The sequence below is a fragment of the Kitasatospora sp. NBC_01300 genome (genome assembly GCF_041435235.1).
GTDB lineage: Bacteria > Actinomycetota > Actinomycetes > Streptomycetales > Streptomycetaceae > Kitasatospora.
In genome coordinates this window covers 879,469-899,801 of sequence record NZ_CP108408.1, presented here as the reverse complement: position 1 = coordinate 899,801, position 20,333 = coordinate 879,469, and the positions used below count along the sequence as shown (strand labels likewise).

Annotated in this window: 10 protein-coding genes; 1 reads left to right on the top strand and 9 read right to left on the bottom strand. The window is 75.2% G+C overall.

Annotated features, from left to right (window positions below; translation table 11 throughout):
• Positions 1 to 82 precede the first annotated feature (82 nt).
• The 3 genes from OG556_RS03890 to OG556_RS03880 are packed head-to-tail and all read right to left on the bottom strand — an operon-like array spanning position 83 to position 11,019.
• On the bottom strand, positions 83 to 7,543 hold the full coding sequence (locus tag OG556_RS03890; RefSeq protein ID WP_371515861.1) for a thioester reductase domain-containing protein: 7,461 nt from the start codon (positions 7,541 to 7,543) through the stop codon (positions 83 to 85).
• Positions 7,544 to 7,600: 57 nt separating this feature from the next.
• Positions 7,601 to 8,458, bottom strand: coding sequence for a class I SAM-dependent methyltransferase (locus tag OG556_RS03885; protein WP_371515860.1), 858 nt, complete (start codon positions 8,456 to 8,458; stop codon positions 7,601 to 7,603).
• Positions 8,455 to 11,019: a lantibiotic dehydratase gene (locus OG556_RS03880; RefSeq protein ID WP_371515859.1), complete on the bottom strand. Its 2,565-nt coding sequence runs from the start codon at positions 11,017 to 11,019 to the stop codon at positions 8,455 to 8,457. Before OG556_RS03880 ends, OG556_RS03885 begins: the two co-directional genes overlap by 4 nt.
• 119 nt (positions 11,020 to 11,138) lie before the next feature.
• On the opposite strand from OG556_RS03880, the gene OG556_RS03875 reads away from it, so the two are divergent.
• The gene (locus OG556_RS03875; protein ID WP_371515858.1) at positions 11,139 to 12,338 is read left to right on the top strand and encodes a M20 family metallopeptidase; all 1,200 of its coding nucleotides are present in this window, start codon (positions 11,139 to 11,141) and stop codon (positions 12,336 to 12,338) included.
• Positions 12,339 to 12,445: 107 nt separating this feature from the next.
• On the opposite strand, the gene OG556_RS03870 is transcribed toward OG556_RS03875, so the two are convergent.
• The 6 genes from OG556_RS03870 to OG556_RS03845 are packed head-to-tail and all read right to left on the bottom strand — an operon-like array spanning position 12,446 to position 20,325.
• On the bottom strand, positions 12,446 to 13,123 hold the full coding sequence (locus OG556_RS03870) for a VOC family protein (RefSeq protein ID WP_371515857.1): 678 nt from the start codon (positions 13,121 to 13,123) through the stop codon (positions 12,446 to 12,448).
• The gene (locus OG556_RS03865) at positions 13,123 to 14,226 is read right to left on the bottom strand and encodes an NAD(P)/FAD-dependent oxidoreductase (RefSeq protein ID WP_371515856.1); all 1,104 of its coding nucleotides are present in this window, start codon (positions 14,224 to 14,226) and stop codon (positions 13,123 to 13,125) included. Before OG556_RS03865 ends, OG556_RS03870 begins: the two co-directional genes overlap by 1 nt.
• Positions 14,198 to 15,310, bottom strand: coding sequence for a hypothetical protein (locus OG556_RS03860; RefSeq protein WP_371515855.1), 1,113 nt, complete (start codon positions 15,308 to 15,310; stop codon positions 14,198 to 14,200). Before OG556_RS03860 ends, OG556_RS03865 begins: the two co-directional genes overlap by 29 nt.
• A complete protein-coding gene (locus OG556_RS03855; protein WP_371515854.1) occupies positions 15,303 to 16,568 on the bottom strand; it encodes a metallopeptidase TldD-related protein in 1,266 nt (421 codons plus the stop codon). Before OG556_RS03855 ends, OG556_RS03860 begins: the two co-directional genes overlap by 8 nt.
• Positions 16,565 to 18,868 carry a lantibiotic dehydratase gene (locus OG556_RS03850; RefSeq protein WP_371515853.1) on the bottom strand — a complete coding sequence of 768 codons (2,304 nt, stop codon included), beginning with the start codon at positions 18,866 to 18,868 and terminating at the stop codon, positions 16,565 to 16,567. The genes OG556_RS03855 and OG556_RS03850 overlap by 4 nt, the downstream gene beginning before the upstream one ends.
• The gene (locus OG556_RS03845) at positions 18,865 to 20,325 is read right to left on the bottom strand and encodes a hypothetical protein (protein WP_371515852.1); all 1,461 of its coding nucleotides are present in this window, start codon (positions 20,323 to 20,325) and stop codon (positions 18,865 to 18,867) included. Before OG556_RS03845 ends, OG556_RS03850 begins: the two co-directional genes overlap by 4 nt.
• Between the last annotated feature and the right edge of the window lie 8 nt (positions 20,326 to 20,333).

Genomic DNA, 20,333 nt, shown 5'->3' with positions numbered 1-20,333 from the left:
GGCCTCGACGGCTACGGGGTGAGCGCCCTCGCGTGCTCCCTGCACAGCGGTGTACGGCGGTGCCTCGGTAGGGACGGCTGCCTCAGTAGGACAGCCCCGGGCAGTACACCCCCTGCTGCGGCGCCGTGTACGAGCCGCGCACCACCAGCGTCTCCAGCCGCTCCAGGGTGATGCCCCGGGTGCGGAACGCCCAGCTCAGGGTCTCGGGCAGCAGCCGGCCCGGGATGCGCAGCCGGGGCGGCGCGCCGTCGGGGACGGCCCGGCGCATCAGCTCGCCGGCGCCCGTGTACAGCGCCCGTGCCGCGGCCTCCGAGACCGCCGTCAGGTGGCCCAGGTCGGACAGGCCCGTGGTGTAGCCGGCGAGCGCACCGCTCGACCGGTCGACGACCACGTACGGCTGCGACCAGCCGAAGGCCCGCTTGGCGGCCATGTGGATCTCTCCGTCCCGCGCATGGCCGTTGACGGAGCGGTACAGCGCCTGGCACGCGGGCACGTCGTCCTCGGCCATCGCGCGCACCGTGAAGCCCGCCATGTTCGCCGGGGTGGGTGGCGCGTACCCGGCGACCAGGGACAGCTGCTCGTACGGGGCGAAGCCGAGCGAGGAGTAGAGCCGGTACGCGCCCAGGTTGTTGGTCACCTGGACGGCCCGGACCGAGCCCCGGTCGTGCCGGGCGGCCGCGCCGATCACCTCGTCCATCAGCAGCCGGCCCACACCGCCGCCCTGCGCGCCGGGCGCGACGCTGAGCGGGCCGAAGGCGGCGACGGACTCGCCCAGGACGAGGAAGTTGGAGCCCGTCACGGAGCCCGCGCCGTCGACCGCCACGTAGGCGAGGCAGCCCGGGGCCGCGAGCCGGTCCCGGAACATCTCCGTCACCTCGTCCACCGACGACCACTCCGGGGCGAGACCGAGCGAGGCGTTCAGGGTGTTGAAGGCCTCGAAGCAGATGCCCGCCATCGCCGGAAGGTCCTCCCACGCCGCCTCCCGGACCCGGAGGGCCTGCGCACCGCCGTCCACGGCGTCGCCGCCGGGGAGGTCACCGGCGCCCGGTTCGGCGAGGCGGCCGATGCCCGGTTCGGCATGGCGGCCGGCGCCAGGCTCGGGGAAGTAGCCGACGCGGACGAAGAACCCGACGTACTTCTCGAAGAGTTCACGCGTCATCGGCGGGCAGTCGACGCCGGTACCGGCCAGCAGCTCCCGGGTCTGCGAGGTGTCGACGGACAGGTAGTGGTTGCGTCCGCTGTAGATGGTCGATTCGAAGGCGTCGATCATCGGGACCATCGCGTTGTCGCGGTCGGCGCGGATGCGCCGCACCCAGGCGTCCCAGCGGAGTTCGTCGAGGCGGTAGCCGAGGGAGCGGAGGGATTCCGTCATCGCGGAGAACGGGAGGTGCGTCCCGTTGGCGAGGTGGTGGTTGCGGCCCGCCGCCCGGTCGTCGCGGGACAGCCGCAGGATCGCCGCGCTGACGTGGTCGACCGGCACCAGGTGGAAGATGCCGGCGGGATCCTGCGGTACGGCACCGGCCTGCACGATGCCCTTCATGCTCAGCCAGACGAAGTCGTGGGTCTGGCAGAAGCCGCGCTCCGAGTCGCCGGAGATCTCGTCCACCCGGTAGACCGAGACCGGCAGGCCCCGCCCCCTGGCGAGTTCGATGATCTGCTCCGCCACCAGCTTCGTCTGCCGGTAGCCGGACGACAGCGCCTCGGCGGGGCCCGGCGGATCGGTCACCTGGAGGGCCTGCCCGGGGACCGCCTCCGCGGCGAACACGCCGGTGGACGAGACGTGGTGGACGGGCACGGTGCGGTGCCGCGCGGCCAGGCGCAGGATCTCCGCGGTGCCCGTGACGTTCGCGTCCTTCAACGCCGAGTACGGGTAGAGGCCGTTGACGGTCGCGGCGGCGTGGTAGACGCTGTCCACGCTGCGGGCGAGCGCGTCGAAGCGTTCGGGGTCCAGCCCCAGCAGCGGCCGGGCGAGATCGCCGACGACCACGGACAGCCGGTCCGGGTCGATGCCGTCCCAGAACTCGTACCACTCCAGGTTCTTGCGCAGCCGCGCCCACGCGTCCGCCTCGTCGGCCCCGCGGACCAGGCAGTGCACGGTCGCACGGGTCGTCCGCAGCAGGTCGCGCAGCAGGTACGCGCCCAGGAACCCGGTCGCGCCGGTGAGGAGCACCTCCTGCGGGTCGTCCGCGACCCGGATCACCTCGTCGGCGGGGGAGATGTCCGCGGCCAGGACGACCTCGGCGGCGAAGTCCACCGCGTCCTCGTCGACGCCCGGCGTGGCGGACACCGCAGCCAGCACCTTCGCGAGCAGGTGGTCGGCGAGCACCGCCGGGGTCGGGTGCTCGAAGACGAGCGTCGGGCGCAGGCTCACCCCGCAGAAGTCGCTGAACTGGTTGCGCATCTCCACGGCCATGAGGGAGTCGACGCCGAGTTCGAGGAACGGCACGTCGGGGTCGACGGCATCCGCGCTGTCGTGGCCGAGCACGGCCGCGACCCGGGTGGCGATCCGGTCGATCATGTGGAGCAGCTGCTTCTCCTCGTCCAGTCCGGCGAGCACGCCGGCCAGGCGGGCGGCGACCTCCGGGCGCTCACCCGGCTTGAGCACCCGCCCGGACGGGGCCGCCTCCTCAACTGCCGCCTCCTCAACTTCCGCCCCGGCCAAGGCCGGTGCCGGTGACGCGGCGGGAGCGGCGAGTGCGGGCAGCCAGTGACGCTTGCGCTGGAAGGCGTAGGTCGGCAGCGTGACGTGGCGGGCGGCGGTGCCGTCGAAGAACGCCGCCCAGTCGACCGGGACACCGGTGGCGTGGAGCGCGGCGGCGACACCGACGGCGGTCGCCGCGCCGGGCCGGTCGCGCCGGGAAACCGGCAGCGCACGGTGGTCGTTCGGCCGGCCACCTCCGTCACCCCCGTCGGCGTCGGCGTCGGCGTCGTCGACGATCTGACGCACCAGGGCCGTCAGGGACGCGTCCGGGCCCAGTTCGACGAAGGTGTCGGTGCCCCGCTCCCGCAGGGTCCCCACCGCGGCGGCGAACCGGACGGCCGAGCGGAGCTGCCCGGTCCAGTACGCGGGTGTCAGCAGTTCCGCACCGGCGAGGGCGCCGGTGACCGTGGAGACGAGCGGCACGTCCGGCACGCGGTAGGTGACGGTCCGGGCCACGGCCTCGAACTCCTCCAGCACCGCGTCCATCCGAGGCGAATGGAATGCGTGACTGACCGTCAGGTGCTTGGTCCTGCGGCCTCGTTCGGCAACGGCTCGCGCGACCTCCGCCGCGGCGTCCTCGTCGCCCGAGACCACGACGGAGCGGGGCGCGTTCACGGCGGCGATCCCCAGCCGGGACTCCTGGCCGGAGAGCAGCGGCAGGACCTCGTCCTCGGTGGCCTCCAGCGCGATCATGGCGCCGCCTTCGGGCAGCGCCTGCATCAACTCGCCCCGGGCGGTGACCAGTCTGGCCGCGTCCGCCAGCGAGAACACCCCGGCGACGTGCGCGGCGGCCAGCTCGCCGAGGGAGTGGCCGGCGAGCGCGTCGGGACGCACCCCCCAGGACCGCAGCAGCGCGAACTGCGCGACCTCCAGCGCGAACAGGGCGGGTTGGGCGAAGCCGGTGCGGTGGATGCGCCCGTCGTCCGCCGCGTCTCCGCCGGCGAGGAGCAACTGCCGTACCTGCGGCGACAGATGGTCGCACACCGTGTCCAGCGCTTCGGCGAACACCGGGAACGCCTCGTACAGTTCACGGGCCATGCCCGCCCACTGGGAGCCCTGGCCCGTGAAGAGGAACGCCGTGGTCCGGGCGGCACCGGCGTGATCCGTGGTCAGTCCGGCCGCGGGCTCGCCCTCCGCGAGTGCGCCGAGTGCGCGCAGCACTCCCTCCACCCCGTCCGCGCCGCGACCGAGGTCCGCGACGACGGCGGCCCGGTGTTCGAGCCCGGCCCGGGACAGTGCCAGGGTGCGCCCCACGTCCACGGCATCCCGCCCGGGCGCCGCGCGCAGGAACGACTCCAGCCGGCGGGCCTGGTCGCGCAGCGCGGCCGGGGACTTCGCGGACAGCAGCCACGGCACGGCGGTGAGCGCCCGGACCGGGGCCGGGGGCTCACCGGACGAGACCGGGGCCGGGGCCGGGGGCTCACCGGACGGGACCGGGGCCGGGGCCTCCTCGGCCGCGGGGGAGCGCGGCGCCTCCTCGGCCGCGGGGGAGCGCGGCGCCTCCTCCAGGACGACATGGGCGTTGGTGCCGCTGATGGCGAAGGAGGACACCCCGGCGCGCCGGGGCCGTCCGTCGGCGGTCGTCCACGGCCGCGCCTCGTCGAGCAGCCGCACGGTCCCCGACGACCAGTCGACGTGCGGTGACGGCCGGTCCACGTGCAGGGTCGCCGGGAGCACGGCGTGCCGCATCGCCTCCACCAGCTTGATGACACCGGCCATGCCCGCGGCGGCCTGGGTGTGGGCGATGTTGGACTTCACCGAGCCGAGCCACAGCGGCCGTTGAGGGTCCCGGCCGCGCCCGTACGCGGCGAGGATCGCCTCGGCCTCGATCGGGTCGCCGAGCATGGTCCCGGTGCCGTGGGCCTCGACCAGGTCGACCTCGTGCGCGGCCACCCGGGCGTTGGCGAGTGCCCGGCGGATCACCCGCTGCTGCGCACGGCCGTTGGGCGCGGTGAGCCCGTTGGACGCGCCGTCCTGGTTCACGGCGCTGCCCCGGATCACGGCGAGCACCTGGTGGCCCGCCCGCTGCGCGTCCGAGAGCCGTTCGAGCAGCAGCACCCCCGCGCCCTCGCCGAAGGCGGTGCCGTCCGCCGCGTCGGCGAAGGCCTTCACCCGGCCGTCCGGGGCGAGGCCCCGGTGCCTGCTGAAGGTGATCATGTCGTCCGGGGTGGACATCACCGTGACCCCGCCCGCGAGCGCGAGCCGCGACTCGCCGGAGCGCAGGGAGCCGCAGGCCAGGTGGAGGGCCACCAGGGACGCCGAGCAGGCCGTGTCGACGGTGACGGCGGGGCCGTGCAGACCGAGGGTGTAGGAGACCCGGCCGGACATCACGCTGCCCGAGGTGGCGAAGCCGAGATGGCCCTCGTACTCGGACCCGGGCGCGGCGAGCGTGCTGTACGTCTGGCCCTTGGTGCCGACGAAGACACCGGTCTCCGAGCCGGCCAGGCCGGTCGGGTCGAGGCCGGCCCGTTCGAAGACCTCCCACGCGACCTCCAGCATCAGCCGCTGCTGCGGGTCCATCGCGGTCGCCTCGCGCGGGGCGATGCCGAAGAAGCCGGCGTCGAACGCGGACGGGTCGGCCAGGAAGCCGCCGCGCGAGACGTAGCTGGTGCCGGGGTGGTCGGGGTCGGGGTCGAACAGGGAGTCCAGTGCCCAGCCCCGGTCGGCGGGAAAGTCCGAGGTGGCGTCCCGGCCTGCGGCGACGAGGTCCCACAGCTGCTCGGGCGACTCCACCCCGCCCGGGAAGCGGCAGGCCATGCCGATGATGGCGATCGGCTCGGCGCCGTCCGGGTCGGGCCCCGCGGGGGCCGTACGCTCGGCCGGGAAGGCTTCGGCGGCCGTGCGGGTGCCCGTCGGCTCCGTCAGCTCCGTCAGCTCCGACGGTTCTGTCGACTCCGACGGCTCCGTCAGCTCCGCGACCAGCCGGTCCGCGAAGGCGGCGGGTGTCGGGTGGTCGAACACCGCGGTCGCCGGGAGCCGCAGCCCGACCAGCGCGCACAGCCGCCGCCCGACCGCCACGACGGCGAGGGAGCCGAGGCCGAGATCCACGAACGGCCTGGTGGGCGCGACCCGTTCGGCTTCGACGCCGAGCGCGAGCGCCACCTCGGCGCGGACCAGGTCCAGCACCGTCCGGGCCCGCTCGGCCGCCGTCAGCGCCGCGAGACGGCCCGCCCACTCGCCCCGGTCGGACGCGGCCCCGCACTCCCCGTGTTCCCCGTGTTCCCTGCACTCCCCGCGCTCCCCGGGCCCGCCGGTGGACGCCGTGCCGAGCAACCGGGGGTCCGCGGCCGCCAGCAGGTGCCGGGTGACCTTCCCGGACGCGGTGCGCGGAACGCACGCGACGGCGTACACCTTCTCCGGCACCTTGAAGAAGGACAGCCGCGTCCGGCAGTGCTCGAACAGCGCCTGGACGTCGACGCCTTCGGGGCCGGGCACCACGTACGCGACGGGCACCTCGCCGAGCACCTCGTGCGGCTCCCCGCCCACCGCCGCGTCGGCCACGCCCGGCGCCGTGCGCACCACGTCCTCGACCTCCACGGGGTGGATGTTCTCGCCGCCCCGGATGATCAGCTCCTTGAGGCGGCCGGTCAGGGTCACCTGCCCGAGGGCGTCCCGGCGGGCCAGATCGCCCGTGCGGTACCAGCCGTCCCGCAGCACCTCCGCCGTGGCGTCGGGCTGCCCGTGGTAGCCCAGCATCAGGTTGGGGCCGCTGACCCAGACCTCGCCCTGCTCGCCGTCGGGCACCTCGGCACCGGAACCGCCGTCCACCAGGCGGATGTCCACGCCCGGAACGGGCGGCCCGGCCGCCCCGGCCGTCCGGTCACCCGTCGGCCGGTTCGAGGTGATCGCGCCGGTCTCCGTCGATCCGTACTGGTCCACCAGCGGGACCCCGAAGGCCTCCTCGAAACGGCTGCCGAGGGAGGCGCCGCCGGCCGAACCGGCGACGAACCCCAGCCGCAGCGACGGCAGCCGGGTGCGCTCCTGGCGGGCGCGGTCCAGCAGGTAGTGGTACGTCGTCGGCACCCCGGCGAGGAAGGTGACGCCGTCGTCGCGCAGGGCGTCCAGCACCTCGGAAGGGGCGAAGCCGCTCATCAGCCGGGCGCCGGCGCCCACGGCCACGACCGCCATGACGCACAGGTTCTGGCCCAGGCCGTGGAACAGCGGCATCGGCCACAGCAGTTGGTCGTCCTGCGTCATCCCGAGCACACCCACGTGGCAGGCCTCCACCAGCCACAGCGAGCTGCGCAGGGAGTAGAGCACCCCCTTGGGGCGGCCGGTGGTGCCGGAGGTGTAGAGCATCCAGGCCGGAGCGTCGAGCGGGTTCTCCTCGGGCGCCGGCCCGTCGTACGGGGTGCCCGCGAGCGCCTCGTACGCGGTGACGTCGTACCCGGTGGTGTCGGAAGCAGTGGCGCCGGGGGAGCTGCCGGTGAGCACGATCGAGGGCCGGGGCAGGCCGGACGCGGCCACCGCGCGCAGCAGCACGTCGAGCCGTGCCGGGTCGCACAGCACCACCGACGCCCCGGAGTCCCGCAGGAAGTGGACCAGTTCGGCCTCGGACGCCTGCGGATTCAGCGGCACGGTGATGCCGCCCGCCCGGATGACGGCGAGGCAGCTCTCCACCATCTCCACGCTGTTGCCCATGAGGACGGCGGCCCGGCCGCCGTTCTCCAGTCCCAGCGCGGCGAGCCGGCCGGCGAGCCGAGAGGTCCGCAGATCCAGTTCCCGGTAGCCGACGCCCCGCCGGGCGTCGGCGAAGGCCACCTTGTCCCCGATCCGGGCGGCGTGTCCGCCGAGCAGTTCGGACAGCGGACGGATCAGCGAAGGGGTCGTGTCAGGAGCCATGTCATCGCACCTCTCGGCTCTGTGTTCAGCGCTTGGTAGACGGTCGCGGTCGTGCCGTCAGCGAACGGCCAGCACGGTCCTGGTCGGGCAGGAGAACTCCAGGGAGCCGTCCGGCCCCGCGAGCACCCGCAGCGCCTCGCGCGCCTCGTCGGTCGCCTCGGCCACCCGCTCCGCGGGCACCAGGTCCCACTGCACGCGGGTGGTCACGGTCCTGGTCCACGCCAGGTAGTCGTCGATGGTCTCGAAGCGGGAGTCCGCCGGGACGTGGCGGATCCGCACATCGCTGAAGCCGGCGGCGAGGAAGGCGGCGGCCGTGGACTCCTCACCGGCCAGCGGGCCGCCGAGGCCCAGGACCACCTGCCACGGGTCGTCCACACCCTCGGGGAGGTGCTTGGCGAGCACTCCGGCGAGGATCTCGGCGGACTCCCACCCGGCGGCCAGCCTGCCGTTCTCGGTGGGGAAGGTGGTCGCGGCGAACCTGCCCCCGGGGCGCAGCGCCGCGGCGGCGCAGGACAGGGCCTTCTCCGCCTCCGGCAGCAGGAACAGGACCATCCCGGCGCTCGCCGCGTCGAACGGCTCGGCGAAGGCGAAGTCCTGGGCGTTGCCCAGCTCCGCGCGGGCCCAGCCGGCGACGCCGCGGGCCGTGATGTCGGCCGTGCAGGCGTCGACCATGCCCTGGGCCTGGTCGATGCCGAGCACGAAGCCCTCCGGGCCCACCGCGTGGGCGATCGGGAACAGGCAGGCGCCGCGCCCGCAGCCGATGTCGAGCACCCGCTCGCCCGGCGACAGCTCCAGGGTGTCGGCGATCATCTTCCCCAGCGGATGGAAGATCATCTGGCCGGCGGAGTCGTACTGCTCGGCGGCCTTGTCGTAGGCGTCCCTCACCAGTGAGGTGATGCGGAGGTCCTCGGTCATGACGCGCTCTCTTCCTGTTGTTCCGGGGTCGGCGGATTGTCGGACGTCACCGGCCGCACGATGCAGCCGAGACGGAATTCGGCACAATGCGTTTCGTCCGCCACGCGCCACCACAACTGGTCCGGGGTGGGCAGCATTTCGGACACGACGACTTCCCCTCCGGGAAGTCGCGCGATATCGATCACCGACAGCGGATCGGCGAAATCGACGTACAGCGGCTTGGGCTCGGCCGGATGCTTCACGTAGACGTGGCGCGGCATTCCCAGGGCGGCCCGGAGCCGTTGCACGGACAGCCACTGGGTGACGGTGTCCGCGGTTTTCTCCGGAGCCCTTTCCGGAATGCTCAGCCGCCAGCGGGCCCGCTGGACCACGACACCGTCCACCACGATCCTGGGGGTGTACGCCCCGAGGTCGACCGGCACCGGGACCAGCGCGGGCCGGGACACCGCGCGGTGCAGTGTCGACGACAGGTCGCCGGGGTAGAGCAGCCGCCGCCGGCCGTCCACCACCACCGCGTCGGCCGAAGCGGGCACGACGGCGTCCGCGATCGGCACCACGTCGGCCCGGTCCTTGCCCGAGAGGCCGCTCAGTTCGATGGCGGCGCCGGGGAGTTCGGGGGTCACATGGGCGCTGCGCCGGCGCGAGACGATGGTCGCGGCGCTCCCGGGCGGCACGGCTCGCGCCACCCGCTCGGTGAAGCCGGCCCACAGCCCGTCCGGGTCGCTGTGCAGCGGACGCTCCAGCCCGCCGAAGATCGAGCTGCAGTCGTCGTGCAGCTCCGAGAGCACCCAGTCGGCGGTGGCCGGGTCGGGGCCCGCCACCATCAGGTCGGGGCTCGGCAGGCACGCGTCGTCGGGGCCGTACGTCACGGTGTCCCACAGCGGCGCCAGCGCCTCGGCCAGTTCGCCGCCGCTCAGCTCCACGACCGGGGGGCGGCCGTCGGCCGTTCCCGCGGCCGCCACGGCCCGCCCGACCAGGCGGCGCAGCACGGCGTCCAGCCGGTCGCGGCGCGGTGAAGGAGCGGGTATCTCCCGTGCGGCCAGCGCGGCGAGCGGCACCGGGGCGCCCGCCAGCTCGGCGCGCAGGGCGTCGCGGGCGTCCTCCCTGGCCAGCAGCGCCGCGAGGAACACCAGCGGGAACACCGCCTCGGTGATCTCCCGGATGCGCTCCACGACCGGCGCCCCGAAGCCGACGCGCTCGCTCAGCGGACTCGACCTGTCCTCGTGGAACAGCTCGCGGTCGGCGTAGTGCCGCCCGCTGTCCTGCGAGACCCGACCGCCGTCCGCCGCGCGGGCCGCCCGTACGGCGAGGAGGTGCGCCGCCCGTTCGGGCCAGGGCGCCCGCGCGTACGTGTCGCGGACCTCCGCCAGGTTCACCACCGGGTCCGCGGGGTGCTCGGCCGCCAGCCTGGTCAGCGCGTGCAGCTCGGTCGCCGGCAGCCGCCAGGGGGAGACGACCAGCGCCGGCCCGAGCGCCTTCACCAGCCTGGCGGCGTACGCGTCGTCCGACCCCGCACCGGGCGGGGTCGGCACGGGGCCGGCGGCGCTGAGGAGCGAGTCGAGCCGGCTCCCCGGCGCCGCGGCGGCGGCGCTCCACAGCGCCAGCGCGGGCCCCGCGACCCTGAACCTGCGCCCGTCGACGGCCCGTTCCAGCACCGGGGACGAGTCCGGCCGGCGGAACAGCGGACTGGGCCACACCCGCTGCCGCGTCAGCGGCACCTCGCGGGCGGCCTGCTCCCGCAGCTCCTCCACCAGCCAGGCACTCGCCTCCACCACGACCTTCTCGCGGCCGGGCGCGCCGACCAGCAGGGTCTCCTCCCGCTCGGGCACCAGGCGGCCGAACAGCACCGGGCCGAAGAACGAGACGGTCTCGCACTTGGTGGCGAACCGGCGCAGGTAGCGGTGCAGGGTGTCGACCCGGCGGCGCAGGGTCTGCGGCAGGGCGCCGCCCCCGTCCCGCGCCTGCGCCCAGCCCGGGTGTGTCAGCGGCGGGGTCTCCAGGGCCGTGTGGTGGAACGAGGGGTTCGACACGAACACAGCGTGCCCGAAGTCCTCGCGGCCGGCGGCCCGCGCGGTGTGCAGCCGGGCCCGCAGCAGGGCCGCTTCCAGCTCGGTCCCGGCCGCCGTCAGCCGCTCGTCGAGCGCGGCGACCAGGGCGTTCCAGCGGGGCGCCCAGTCCGGCGCGCCGGTCGCCGCGAGGACCGCTGCGCACCGCTCGTCCAGGGGCGCGCCCCCGTCCACCAGCCGGCGGCAGCTCTGCAGGGCGCGCAGCGACCGCTGGCGCGGTTCGACCGTCCGTACGGCCTTGCGCAGCCCCGGCCACAGCTGGTCCAGGAAGTGTGCGCGCTCGGCGGCGACGGCCTGCTCCGCCGCGAGCACCCCGGCGGCGGTGCCGAGCAGTTCCTCGGACGCGAGCCCGTCCAGGAGTCCGGCGGGGAAGCCGGTCGCGCGCAGCAGCGACCAGGGCATCGTCTCGACCGAGAGTTCCCCGGCGCCCGCCCGCACGTTCCAGGTCAGCGACGTCGTCGGTGGAGCTTTCGGTGAATCCGTCAGTGACGCCATGTCAATTCTCCAGACTGGTCTCGCTTTTCGTCGGAGACTCCGGTAGGAAGGAAAAGGCCAGGGAATTGTCCGGTCATCCGGCCGGCGGCTATCCCGGTCATGCGGAGGGGAAAGAGAAGATGCGAATCTCGTCTCGGATCATGCGTGGTTGTCGCGAAAGCGTCGAACGCGCCGAACACGAACTGATAGCGCTGTCGAGGAGTATTCACGCCGAGCCGGAGACCGCTTTCAAGGAGCACCGCAGCGCCGCCAAGGTGAGCGGCCTGCTGCGGGACGAGGGGTTCGAGGTGGTGTCCGGCGTCGGCGGCCTGGACACCGCGTTCACCGCCCGCTACGGCAGCGGCCCGCTCACGGTCGGGCTGTGCGCGGAGTACGACGCGCTGCCGGGCCTCGGCCACGCCTGCGGCCACAACATCATCGCCGCCTCGTCGGTGGGCGCGGCCCTGGCGCTGAGGGACGTGGCCGACGACCTCGGCATCACCGTCATGGTGCTGGGCACCCCGGCCGAGGAGGAGGGCGGCGGCAAGATCGCCATGCTGGAGGCCGGGGTCTTCGACGAGGTGTCGATGGCGATGCTCGTCCACCCGGCCCCCGAGGACAACTGCGCTCCCCGCCCCCTCGCCCTGGTCGAGCTCGAAGTCCGTTACACCGGGCGCGAGTCGCACTCCGCCCTCGCCCCGCACCTGGGCGTCAACGCCGCCGACGCCCTGACCGTGGCGGAGGTCGCCGTCGGCGTGGGCCGCCAGCACTTCGAGCCGCGGCAGCAGGTGCACGGCATCGTGACCCGGGGCGGCGAGGTGCCCAACGTGGTCCCCGCGCACACCAGCGCCCTGTACAACCTGCGGGCCGCCGACATGGAGTCCCTGGGGCGCCTGGAAGCGCGGGTCAGGGCCTGCTTCGAGGGCGGCGCCGTCGCCACCGGCTGCACCCACGAGGTCCGCTCGACACCCGCGTACGCCGAACTGGCCCACGATCCCTTCCTGGTGGCGGCCTACCGGGCGGCGGCGACCGAACTGGGCCGCCCCCTGGTGTCCCCGGAGGAGGAGCGCGCGATGCCCACCGGCAGCACCGACATGGGCAACGTCAGCCGTGTCCTGCCCAGCGTGCACCCCAGCATCGGCATCGACAGCGGCGGCGCGGTCAACCACCAGCCGGAGTTCGCCCGGGCCTGCGTGGCCCCGGCCGCCGACCGGGCGCTGCTCCAGGCGTCCGTCGCCCTGGCCTGGACGGCGGTGCAGGCCGCCGAGGACGACCAGGCCCGGGAGCGGCTGCTCACGGCCCACGCCGCTCGTCGTGACGCGGGCCGCACGGCCGGCTGACCGTCGCCGTCCGGGCCCGCCCGGCCGGGCGGGCCCGGACGCCCCGGCCGCGGCGGTGCTGCGGCCGGGGCCGCCCGGTGCCCCCGCGGGTGCGGGGCGTGCGGGGGTCACGGAAGCCGCACCACCGTCTCGCCCTCGGCGGTGTCGACGTGCACCGCCGTGATGCGGGGGCCGGCCGCGGGGTCGACGAGGACGTCGAGCGCGGCGAGTCCGGGCCACCGGTCCGCCCAGTCACGCTCCCGCTCCGGCGCCGGGCCCGTCTCCAGGCGCCGCAGCGACGTCGGGCACACCCGGTGCCCGGCCGCCTCGAGGTCGCCCGGCACCCGTGCCGCGCGCGCCCGCGGGTCGCCGTAGCTCAGGAAGAACGGCAGCACCCGGCTGCGCCACGACAGGTCGAACGCCGCCTCCGCCCACGGCACGCTCCCTCCGTCGGCCCGGACCGACTCGCCGCGGAAGAGGTCCGGATCGGCGCCGGTGACCGCCTCCACCTCGCGTGCGGTGGACTCGATGTCGTCGGTCAGCGCCGCCCAGTTGAGGAAGTCCGGCCCGTCCGCCGTCCGTTCCAGGAACAGCCGGCCGAAGTCCTCGCCCGCCAGCCGCCGTTCGTCGTGGGTGACGAGCAGCTCCAGGTACTGCACGTCGGGCGTGTCGAAGGGCACCACCCAGCTCGCCGTGCCGTCCGGGTTGGGGCTGCCGTCGGTGATGCCGAACCCGTACTGGTCCCACAGCAGTTCGCGCAGCGGCTCGATGGTCCGCGCGCCGACGATCACGTGGTCGATGCGCATCAGGAGGCACCGCCCAGGGCGTGCGAGGGGCACATGCTGTACGGCAGGGCCTCCCAGTCGTCGCCGACCAGGCCGGCCGCCATGCCCTTGCCGGTGGCGCGCGCCGAGAGCAGCCCGTGCCCGGCGTGGCCGGCCGACAGGAAGATCCGCTCGTGGCCGGGCAGTGCGCCCGCCAGCGGCCGTCCGGTGCCGGAGACCGGGCGCAGTCCGGCGCGGAGCTCCACGGGCACCGAGTCCGCGAGCCCCGGCATGACGGTCGTGGCGAACCGCAGCAGGTTGGCGATGCCCTGGGTGGTCACGTGCTCGGCGAACCCGGTGTCCTCCTCCGTCGCACCGACGATGACGTCGTCCCCGACCCCGGGCGCGAGGTAGTAGGCGGAGGACAGGATGCAGTTCAGCTCCTCGTCGGTCCGCAGCACCGCCATCTGCCCGCGCTGCGGCCGGACTCCGGTCGCCTCGGCCAGGCCCTTGCCCGAGCTCCAGGCGCCGGCGGTGATCACCACCCGGTCCGCGCGGAGCGTCCCGTCGGAGGTCACCACCGAGACGGCCGCGCCCTCCTCGCGCACCTCCCGGACCGTGACGCCCTGCTGCCAGTCGACGCCCCGGGCCAGGCACCGGCGCCGTACGGCGTCCAGGTAGCGGCGGCCGTCGATCATCAGCCCGTCCGGGTCGAGGAGGTAGCGCCTGCTGGTGGGCAGCTTGAGCCCGGGCGCGGCCTGCGCGAGGGCGCCGCCCTCCACCCAGTCGCCGACGCCGAGCCCGCTGAGCACGTCGCCGTGGGCCTGCACGTCCGTCTCGCGCAGGGCGCGCAGGATGGGCCTGGCCACGCTGAACGCGCCGTACTCCGGCTCCAGCCGGGCGACGTCGGCGTCCAGGTCCCGTTTGGCGGTCCGCAGCCAGTCGTAGAACTCCCGGTCGGTGAGGTAGCGCAGCGAGGGAACCGCCACCCCCGCCGCGCGGTTGGTCGAGTGCCCGGGTTCGGCACCGGAGTCGAGCACCCGGACGGAGGCCCCGCTGTCGCTCAACTCCTCGGCGAGGCAGGCGCCGACGATCCCTCCGCCGACGAGCGTGAAGTCAGGGGGTGATGACGGTGACGACGGCATGTCCTGCACCTTCCATTTCGGCCGCGCCGGCGAGTACCAGCGAGCGGGTGGTCACGTCGCTGTCGCTGTGGACAGCCATGGGTGGGCCGGCCAGGCCGCGGGCCCGGCGCAGCAGGTGGACGGGCTTGCCCCGCAGGGCGAGGCGGAACCAGCCGCCGGGCCGGTCCGCGACCCTGGCCAGGCACTGGAGCCGGACGGTGCCGTCGCCGTGGTAGCGCTGGAGGCCCTCCACGCACCAGACGAGTTCCACCGCGTCCGGGGGCACCTCGGCCCGGGGTCCGTCGAGTTCGAGCCGGGCCAGCGGCGGCGGGCCGAACCCGCCGGTGTCGTGGTCCCACACGGCCCGGCCGAGCGCGATGCCCTCGGCGAGCGGGGGCGGCGGGCAGATCCGGCCGCCGTCGACCAGGACGGTGGGCAGCGCCGGGTCACCCCGGTCGTCCAGCCCCGAAGCGTCCTGCCCTGGCCCGTCCGGCCCCGATTCGGGCGGCGCCGACGGCAGGTCGGTCAGGGTCAGCTGCGGCAGGATGCGCCGCCCCGCCAGCCGGGCGGCGGTCGCGCGGCCCCCGCGCGAGGTCAGCGAGAAGGCCGCACCGGCCACCAGCACCGACGCCGCGGAGGGCCGCAGCAGCAGCGGCCGCTCGCGCCAGTCCTCAGGCGGGTCGGCCGGGACGAACGGCGCCGAGAGCGCCCCGAGTTCGTCCCAGGGCAGCGCCTCCACGAGCCCGGCCGGATCCCCCGGGCCGCTGGTGCCGAGCAGCACGGGGCCGCCGGGGGTCTCGACCCGGGCCAGCAGCTCGGCCCGCCTCGACACCGGCAGGCCGTCGCCGTCACGCCACTCGTGGACCTGCGCCACCGCGCTCTGGAGCCCGGCGACGGCCGACGCCGTCCGTTCGGCCGCCTCGGTGAGCAGCAGCCCGGTCTCCTTGCCCGCGTCCTGGTCCGGCGACCCGGCGACCCGGCGGGAGCCGGTGACCAGGCCCGTCGCGTCCCGTTCGAGGCGCAGGGTGTCGAGCGAGACGGTCAGCCGCGCCGCGCCGCGGGTGGGCGTGACGATTCCGGAGGCACGGGTCCTGGTCTCAGCCACGGGCCACCGCCCGCAGCCCGACGAGTCCGGTCGGCAGCCGGAATCCGGCGTTGGCGAACGACACCGGCACCGGGTACTGCCCCAGCTTCCCGCAGCCCCCGGTGGCCCGCAGATAGGCGGCGACCCGGTGCTCGTAGGGCCGCAGGCCCGCGAGCACCCGCGCTCCGTCACCGGTCACCGTCAGCGGGCCCAGCCGGGCGGTGCTGCCGTCGGCGCGGTGCAGCAGCGAGAACGGGGCGTGGAAGACGAAGGCGCCCGAGGCGATGTTCATCATGTCCAGCCGCAGCCCGTACGGGGCGATCCAGTCGCCCGAGGGCGGCTCCGGCTCGGCCGAGGCCTCGATCAGGGCCACGGTGTGGGTCATCCGGGGGATCGCCGGATGCCGGTAGCTCTGCTTGCGTCCGTGGCCCGTGCCGGGGCCGCCGCCGAGCAGGGCGGCGAGCGCCCGGTCGGTCATCGGCCGCCCCACCGTGCCCCGGTCGATCAGCCGCAGGGTGCGGCACGGGGTGCCCTCGTCGTCGAACGGGCTGCGGTAGCCCGGCCCGTCGTGCGCCCCGCCGTCGAGCACCGACAGCCACCCGGGTGCGACCGGCCGCCCGGCGCGCGCCCCGAGGTAGCTCGTTCCGGACGCGACCACGTCGGCCTCCATCGGGTGCCCGACGATCTCGTGGAAGAACGCCCCGGCGAGACCGGGCAACAGCACGAGGTCGGCGCCGTCCGGGAGTTCGGCGGCGAGCGGCAGTGCGAGGCGTTCGCGCACCGCGTCGGCCGTCCGCACGGCCGCCTCCCTCAGCCCGCCCGGGTCGGAGCCCGCGGGGGCGCACAGCAGCGACCGGGAGTGGACGGTGCCGTCGTCGCCGGCCAGCCTGGTCTCCAGGGTCGTGACGATCCGCTCCGTGGTGGCGACGCGGTCCGCGCTGCCGGCGGCGACGTGCTGCTGGGCCACACCCAGGGTCAGCTCCGCGCCGGTCTCGGCGGCGATCCCGGCCAGCTCGGCGCGCAGCTCGGGGGTCAGCTCGAACAGCGGCCGTTCCTGCACCGCGCGCAGCGCGTCGGCGGCCTCCGGGCCCGCCCCGGCGGCGCCCGAGGCCAGCAGGTCGTCGCCGTCGGCGAAGCGGTGCTCGGTGAAGCCCCGGTCGAGGTGCCGTTCGACGCTCATTCCGCGCACCGAGGTCCGCTCGGTGGAGACGGCGCCATCCGGGAGCACGTCGGCCCGCATCCGCAGCGAGTGCTCGGCGAAGAGCGTGGTGTGCGTCATCGCGTGCTGCTCCCATCGCTGTTGCCGCTGCTGCTGTCGTCGCTGCCGATGATCTGCATCCGCAGTTCGCTGGTGTAGCGCCGGCCCTCGCCGTCGCGCAGCCACAGCTCGTCCGGCCCCGGCGCCATCCGCTCCACGCCCAACTGCTCGGCGCCGCGCGCCACATGGCTGATCAGGTCCGCCGCGAGCGGCGAGGCCAGGTCGATCAGGTACGGCTTGCGCTCATGGGCGCTGCGGCAGAAGACGAACCGCGTTCCGGTCTCCCGGGCCAGCCTGCGCAGCGCGAGGAAGCGCGCTTCGGGTTCCGGTGCCGCGAGCGCCGCCGTGGGCACCTGCCACCGGGACCGCTGCAGGACGACCGACCCCAGGGCCACTTCGGGCTGCGCGTCCTCGGTGGTGAAGGTGGGGTGGAGCACCTGCGGATGCGAAAGGGCGGCGATCGGGGCGTACTTGACGAAGTCGCTCAGCGGGACGTACGCGCTGACCGGCTTGCCGTCCGGATCGTGCAGGGTCACGTCGTGCGGCCCGATCCGGACGGTGAGGTCCTCCGGCTTCAGCAGCTCCGGCTGGTCGTGGTCGGTCCAGGTCAGCGGACGCATCGCGACCTCACGGCCGGGGAAGCGGTAGTAGCCCTTGTTGCGGCGCCCGAAGTCGAGGCCGACGACCGCGCCGTCCTGCGCCGCCGTCCAGGCGGCGGCGTCCGCGCCGAGCCGGTCCGGATCCGGGTGCATCGTGCCCAGCCAGCTGCGCACCAGCAGGTGGTGGTGGGCGCGGGAGAGGACGAGCGGGGCGTCCGCGCCGAGGCCGGCGGCGTCCGGCGCCGCGGGGCACAGGTCGATGACCGCGTACCGGTCGCCGGCCAGCGCCCCGGCCTCCTCGGCCAGCCGCTCGACCTCGGACCGCCAGTCGGCGCCGGGGTAGATCGGTGCGTGGGCCGCCTGGAAGGTGCTGGTCGAGTCGGACCGGCTCGCGGCCGCTCGGGTCGCGTACGTGAGGAGGTCCAACTCCGTGGCCGGTGCCCCGGCGGGGCCCGTCCCTCCTCCGGTCTCGTCCGTGAAGGCGTCGCGCACCGCGGCCGCCGCGGCGCGCTGGGCGGCCTGCCCGTGCGCGGCGCACACCTCCATCACGGGGGCGAGCTGCCGCTCCCAGTCGCCGACCAGCCCGGCGCCGAGGGTCAGCGCGAAGGGCGACGCGCACTCCTCGAAGAACACGGCGCGGTCGGCGTACGCCGCACCGGCGCCCCGCCTGGCCGGCCTGCCGGTGAACTCGGTGAACCGCTCCTCCAGGGCGGCGACGGCGGCCGCCTTGCGCTCCAGCGGCGCCTGCGCCAACTCGTCGATGAGGGAGGAGAGTTCGGCGGTCCGGCCGAGCCACAGTACGCGGGCCGGTGAGGCGGGCAGCGCGGAGAGCTGGTCCCGCAGGGTCGCGAGCGGCTCCAGGTCGTAGTCGCCGCCGCCGAGGCCGATGGTGACGGCCTCCTCGGCCACCAGCCGCATCAGCGTCCTGGCCACGTCCCGGGCCGGCTGCCCGGCGGCGCGCACCACGTCGCGGAACACCGTTCCGTCCGGGGCCACGAGCGGCAGCAGCGGCTCCCGCGCCGCGTCACCCCGTCCGGTGGAGTGGAACGCGAGATGCGGAAGGATCCTGGGGTCCCGGGCGATCGCCGTGGCCAGCGCACGCGCCGCCCAGTGCGAGAAGAACACCCGGCGGACGCGGGGCACGTCGTCGCGCAGCACGGCGTCCTCGCCCTCGCCCACCGTGCCGTACGCCATGGGCCCGAAGAAGCTCACCGTCTCGTTCTTCGCGCAGAACCGCTGCACGTACGTGAACATCTGCCGGCGCACCCGGCGCCAGCGCGAGGTCAGCGGGCCTTCGTACGCCAGCAGCGGGAGCAGCATGTTGCGGTACGCGTCCGGGTTGGACAGGAACACGGCCTCGGAGACCCCCGGATCCGCCAGCAGGTCCCGCAGCCGCTTGCCGACCTCGTCGTCGGCCTGCCGGCAGGCGAGCGCGTAGCGTTCCCAGGAGTCGGCCCAGGCGCTCACCGCCCGGCTCCACTGCGGCCCGCCGGACGCCGGCAGCTGCCGCGCCCGTCCGCGCAGCACGTCGGAGCGCAGCGACTCGGCGCGGGGCCCGCCGAACTGCGTCTCCACCAGCTCCAGGACGGTCCGCTCGCGGTCGAGCAGCTCGTCCGCGAGTTCCAGCAGGGAGCGGGGCGCGCCCAGCTCCTCCAGCCAGTCGAACGGCATTCCCGCATGGCGCAGGATGAACTCCCGCCCGATGCGCCACTGTCGGCTCACTGGCTCCTCCGCATCACACCGGCCTGGACCAGCCGGTCGGTCAGTTTCCTTCGGGCCGCGTCGCCGATCCGGTCCAGGACGGCGGTGTCGCCGGACGAGAGCCGCTCCACGACCGGCGTCAGCTTCGGGTGCAGCCGGAACGCGCTGCCCGTCCGCAGGTTCACCACGAACGAACCCGGGCCCCGGCCGTCCGGGCCGGGCCCCTGCCCGGCCACGACGGCGGCCGACGGCTCCCACACCGCCGCCCCGTCCGGTGCGGCGAGCACACAGCAGGCGAACCGGCCGGGGAACAGGTCGGCCACGGCGCCGAGTTCGGCGTTGAGCGCGCCGATCGCCGCGGTGCGCGCCGTTTCGTCGAGCGTCCCGGGCCCGCTGAACCTGTCCCAGCGGGGCAGGTCGTGCCCCGGGGCCGGGTGCCGGATCAGCGGCACACCGCCCCAGGCCCGCGGTGCCGTGCCGCCCCGGGCCGTCGGCAGCCGGAACGGGCTGAGCCCCGCGAGCCGGGGGCCGGGCCCGGACAGCAGGCTCCGCGCCGTGCCGGTCGTCTCCTCGGCACTCACCCCGGGCGCCCCGACGAGCAGTTCGACCCGGAACAGGGCCCCGTCCGCCGCGTCCAGGACGCTCCGCAGATCGGTGCGGCGGCCGTCCGCCCCCGTCACCTCGGCCCAGGACTCCAGCCGTGCCACGGTCAGCGCCGCGCCCCGGCAGTCGCGCCACGCCTCGGCGGGCAGCGCCGCCGCCTCGTCGGGGGCCAGCCAGCCCGCCCAGGGGGCGCCGGCCGGCCAGTCGGCCGCGCGGCGGACCCAGCGGACCGGCGTGCCGTCCCCCGACCACTCCTTGCCCAGCCGCCAGGCCGGAGCCCAGTCGTCGAAGCCCGCCGCCGCCGAGAACGGGGCGAGCGCGCGCAGCGCCTCCCGGTGCGCGGTGGCGAACCGCCCGCACAGCACGACCCGTGCGGGGCCGAGCGCCTTCAGGAGCACTGCGGCGGCCGGGAGTTGCTGATCGGTCTCGATCACCAGGTGCACCCGCCCGTCCGGGGCCGCCGCGCGCGTCCACCGCGCCTCGGGCCCCAGCAGCTCGGTCCGCTGCGCGGCCAGCGCCACATCGGCGCCGCACTCGGTGGTGCCGTCGACGAGTTCCACGTCGTCCGCGGCCAGCCGCAGGGCCGGATCGGCCTCGCCGGCCAGCCGCAGCGCCATGCCCATGGCCCGCAGCCGGCCCGCGGCATGGCCGCCCCGCGCGGTGACCTGTGCGGCGGCCCGAGCGAACAGCGCCCTGGTCCGGTCCTCCGCGGGGTCGGCCCCGCCGCGCCTGCCGAGGTCGTAGTCCTCGGCCAGTGCGGCGACTGCCCCGGTGCCCGCGAGGCGGGCGACGAAGTGCGCGTTCACATCGATCAGTTCGTCGTCCGGCCCGAGCTCCGGTTCCAGACTCGGATCGAACAGGGGAGGGAGCACCACCCGGCGCG

Excerpts from the sequence above, each read along its gene's own strand:
- OG556_RS03890 (WP_371515861.1), bottom strand. The coding sequence starts at position 7,543 with ATGGCTCCTGACACGACCCCTTCGCTGATCCGTCCGCTGTCCGAACTG.
- OG556_RS03885 (WP_371515860.1), bottom strand. The coding sequence starts at position 8,458 with ATGACCGAGGACCTCCGCATCACCTCACTGGTGAGGGACGCCTACGAC.
- OG556_RS03880 (WP_371515859.1), bottom strand. The coding sequence starts at position 11,019 with ATGGCGTCACTGACGGATTCACCGAAAGCTCCACCGACGACGTCGCTG.
- OG556_RS03875 (WP_371515858.1), top strand. The coding sequence starts at position 11,139 with ATGCGAATCTCGTCTCGGATCATGCGTGGTTGTCGCGAAAGCGTCGAA.
- OG556_RS03870 (WP_371515857.1), bottom strand. The coding sequence starts at position 13,123 with ATGCGCATCGACCACGTGATCGTCGGCGCGCGGACCATCGAGCCGCTG.
- OG556_RS03865 (WP_371515856.1), bottom strand. The coding sequence starts at position 14,226 with ATGCCGTCGTCACCGTCATCACCCCCTGACTTCACGCTCGTCGGCGGA.
- OG556_RS03855 (WP_371515854.1), bottom strand. The coding sequence starts at position 16,568 with ATGACGCACACCACGCTCTTCGCCGAGCACTCGCTGCGGATGCGGGCC.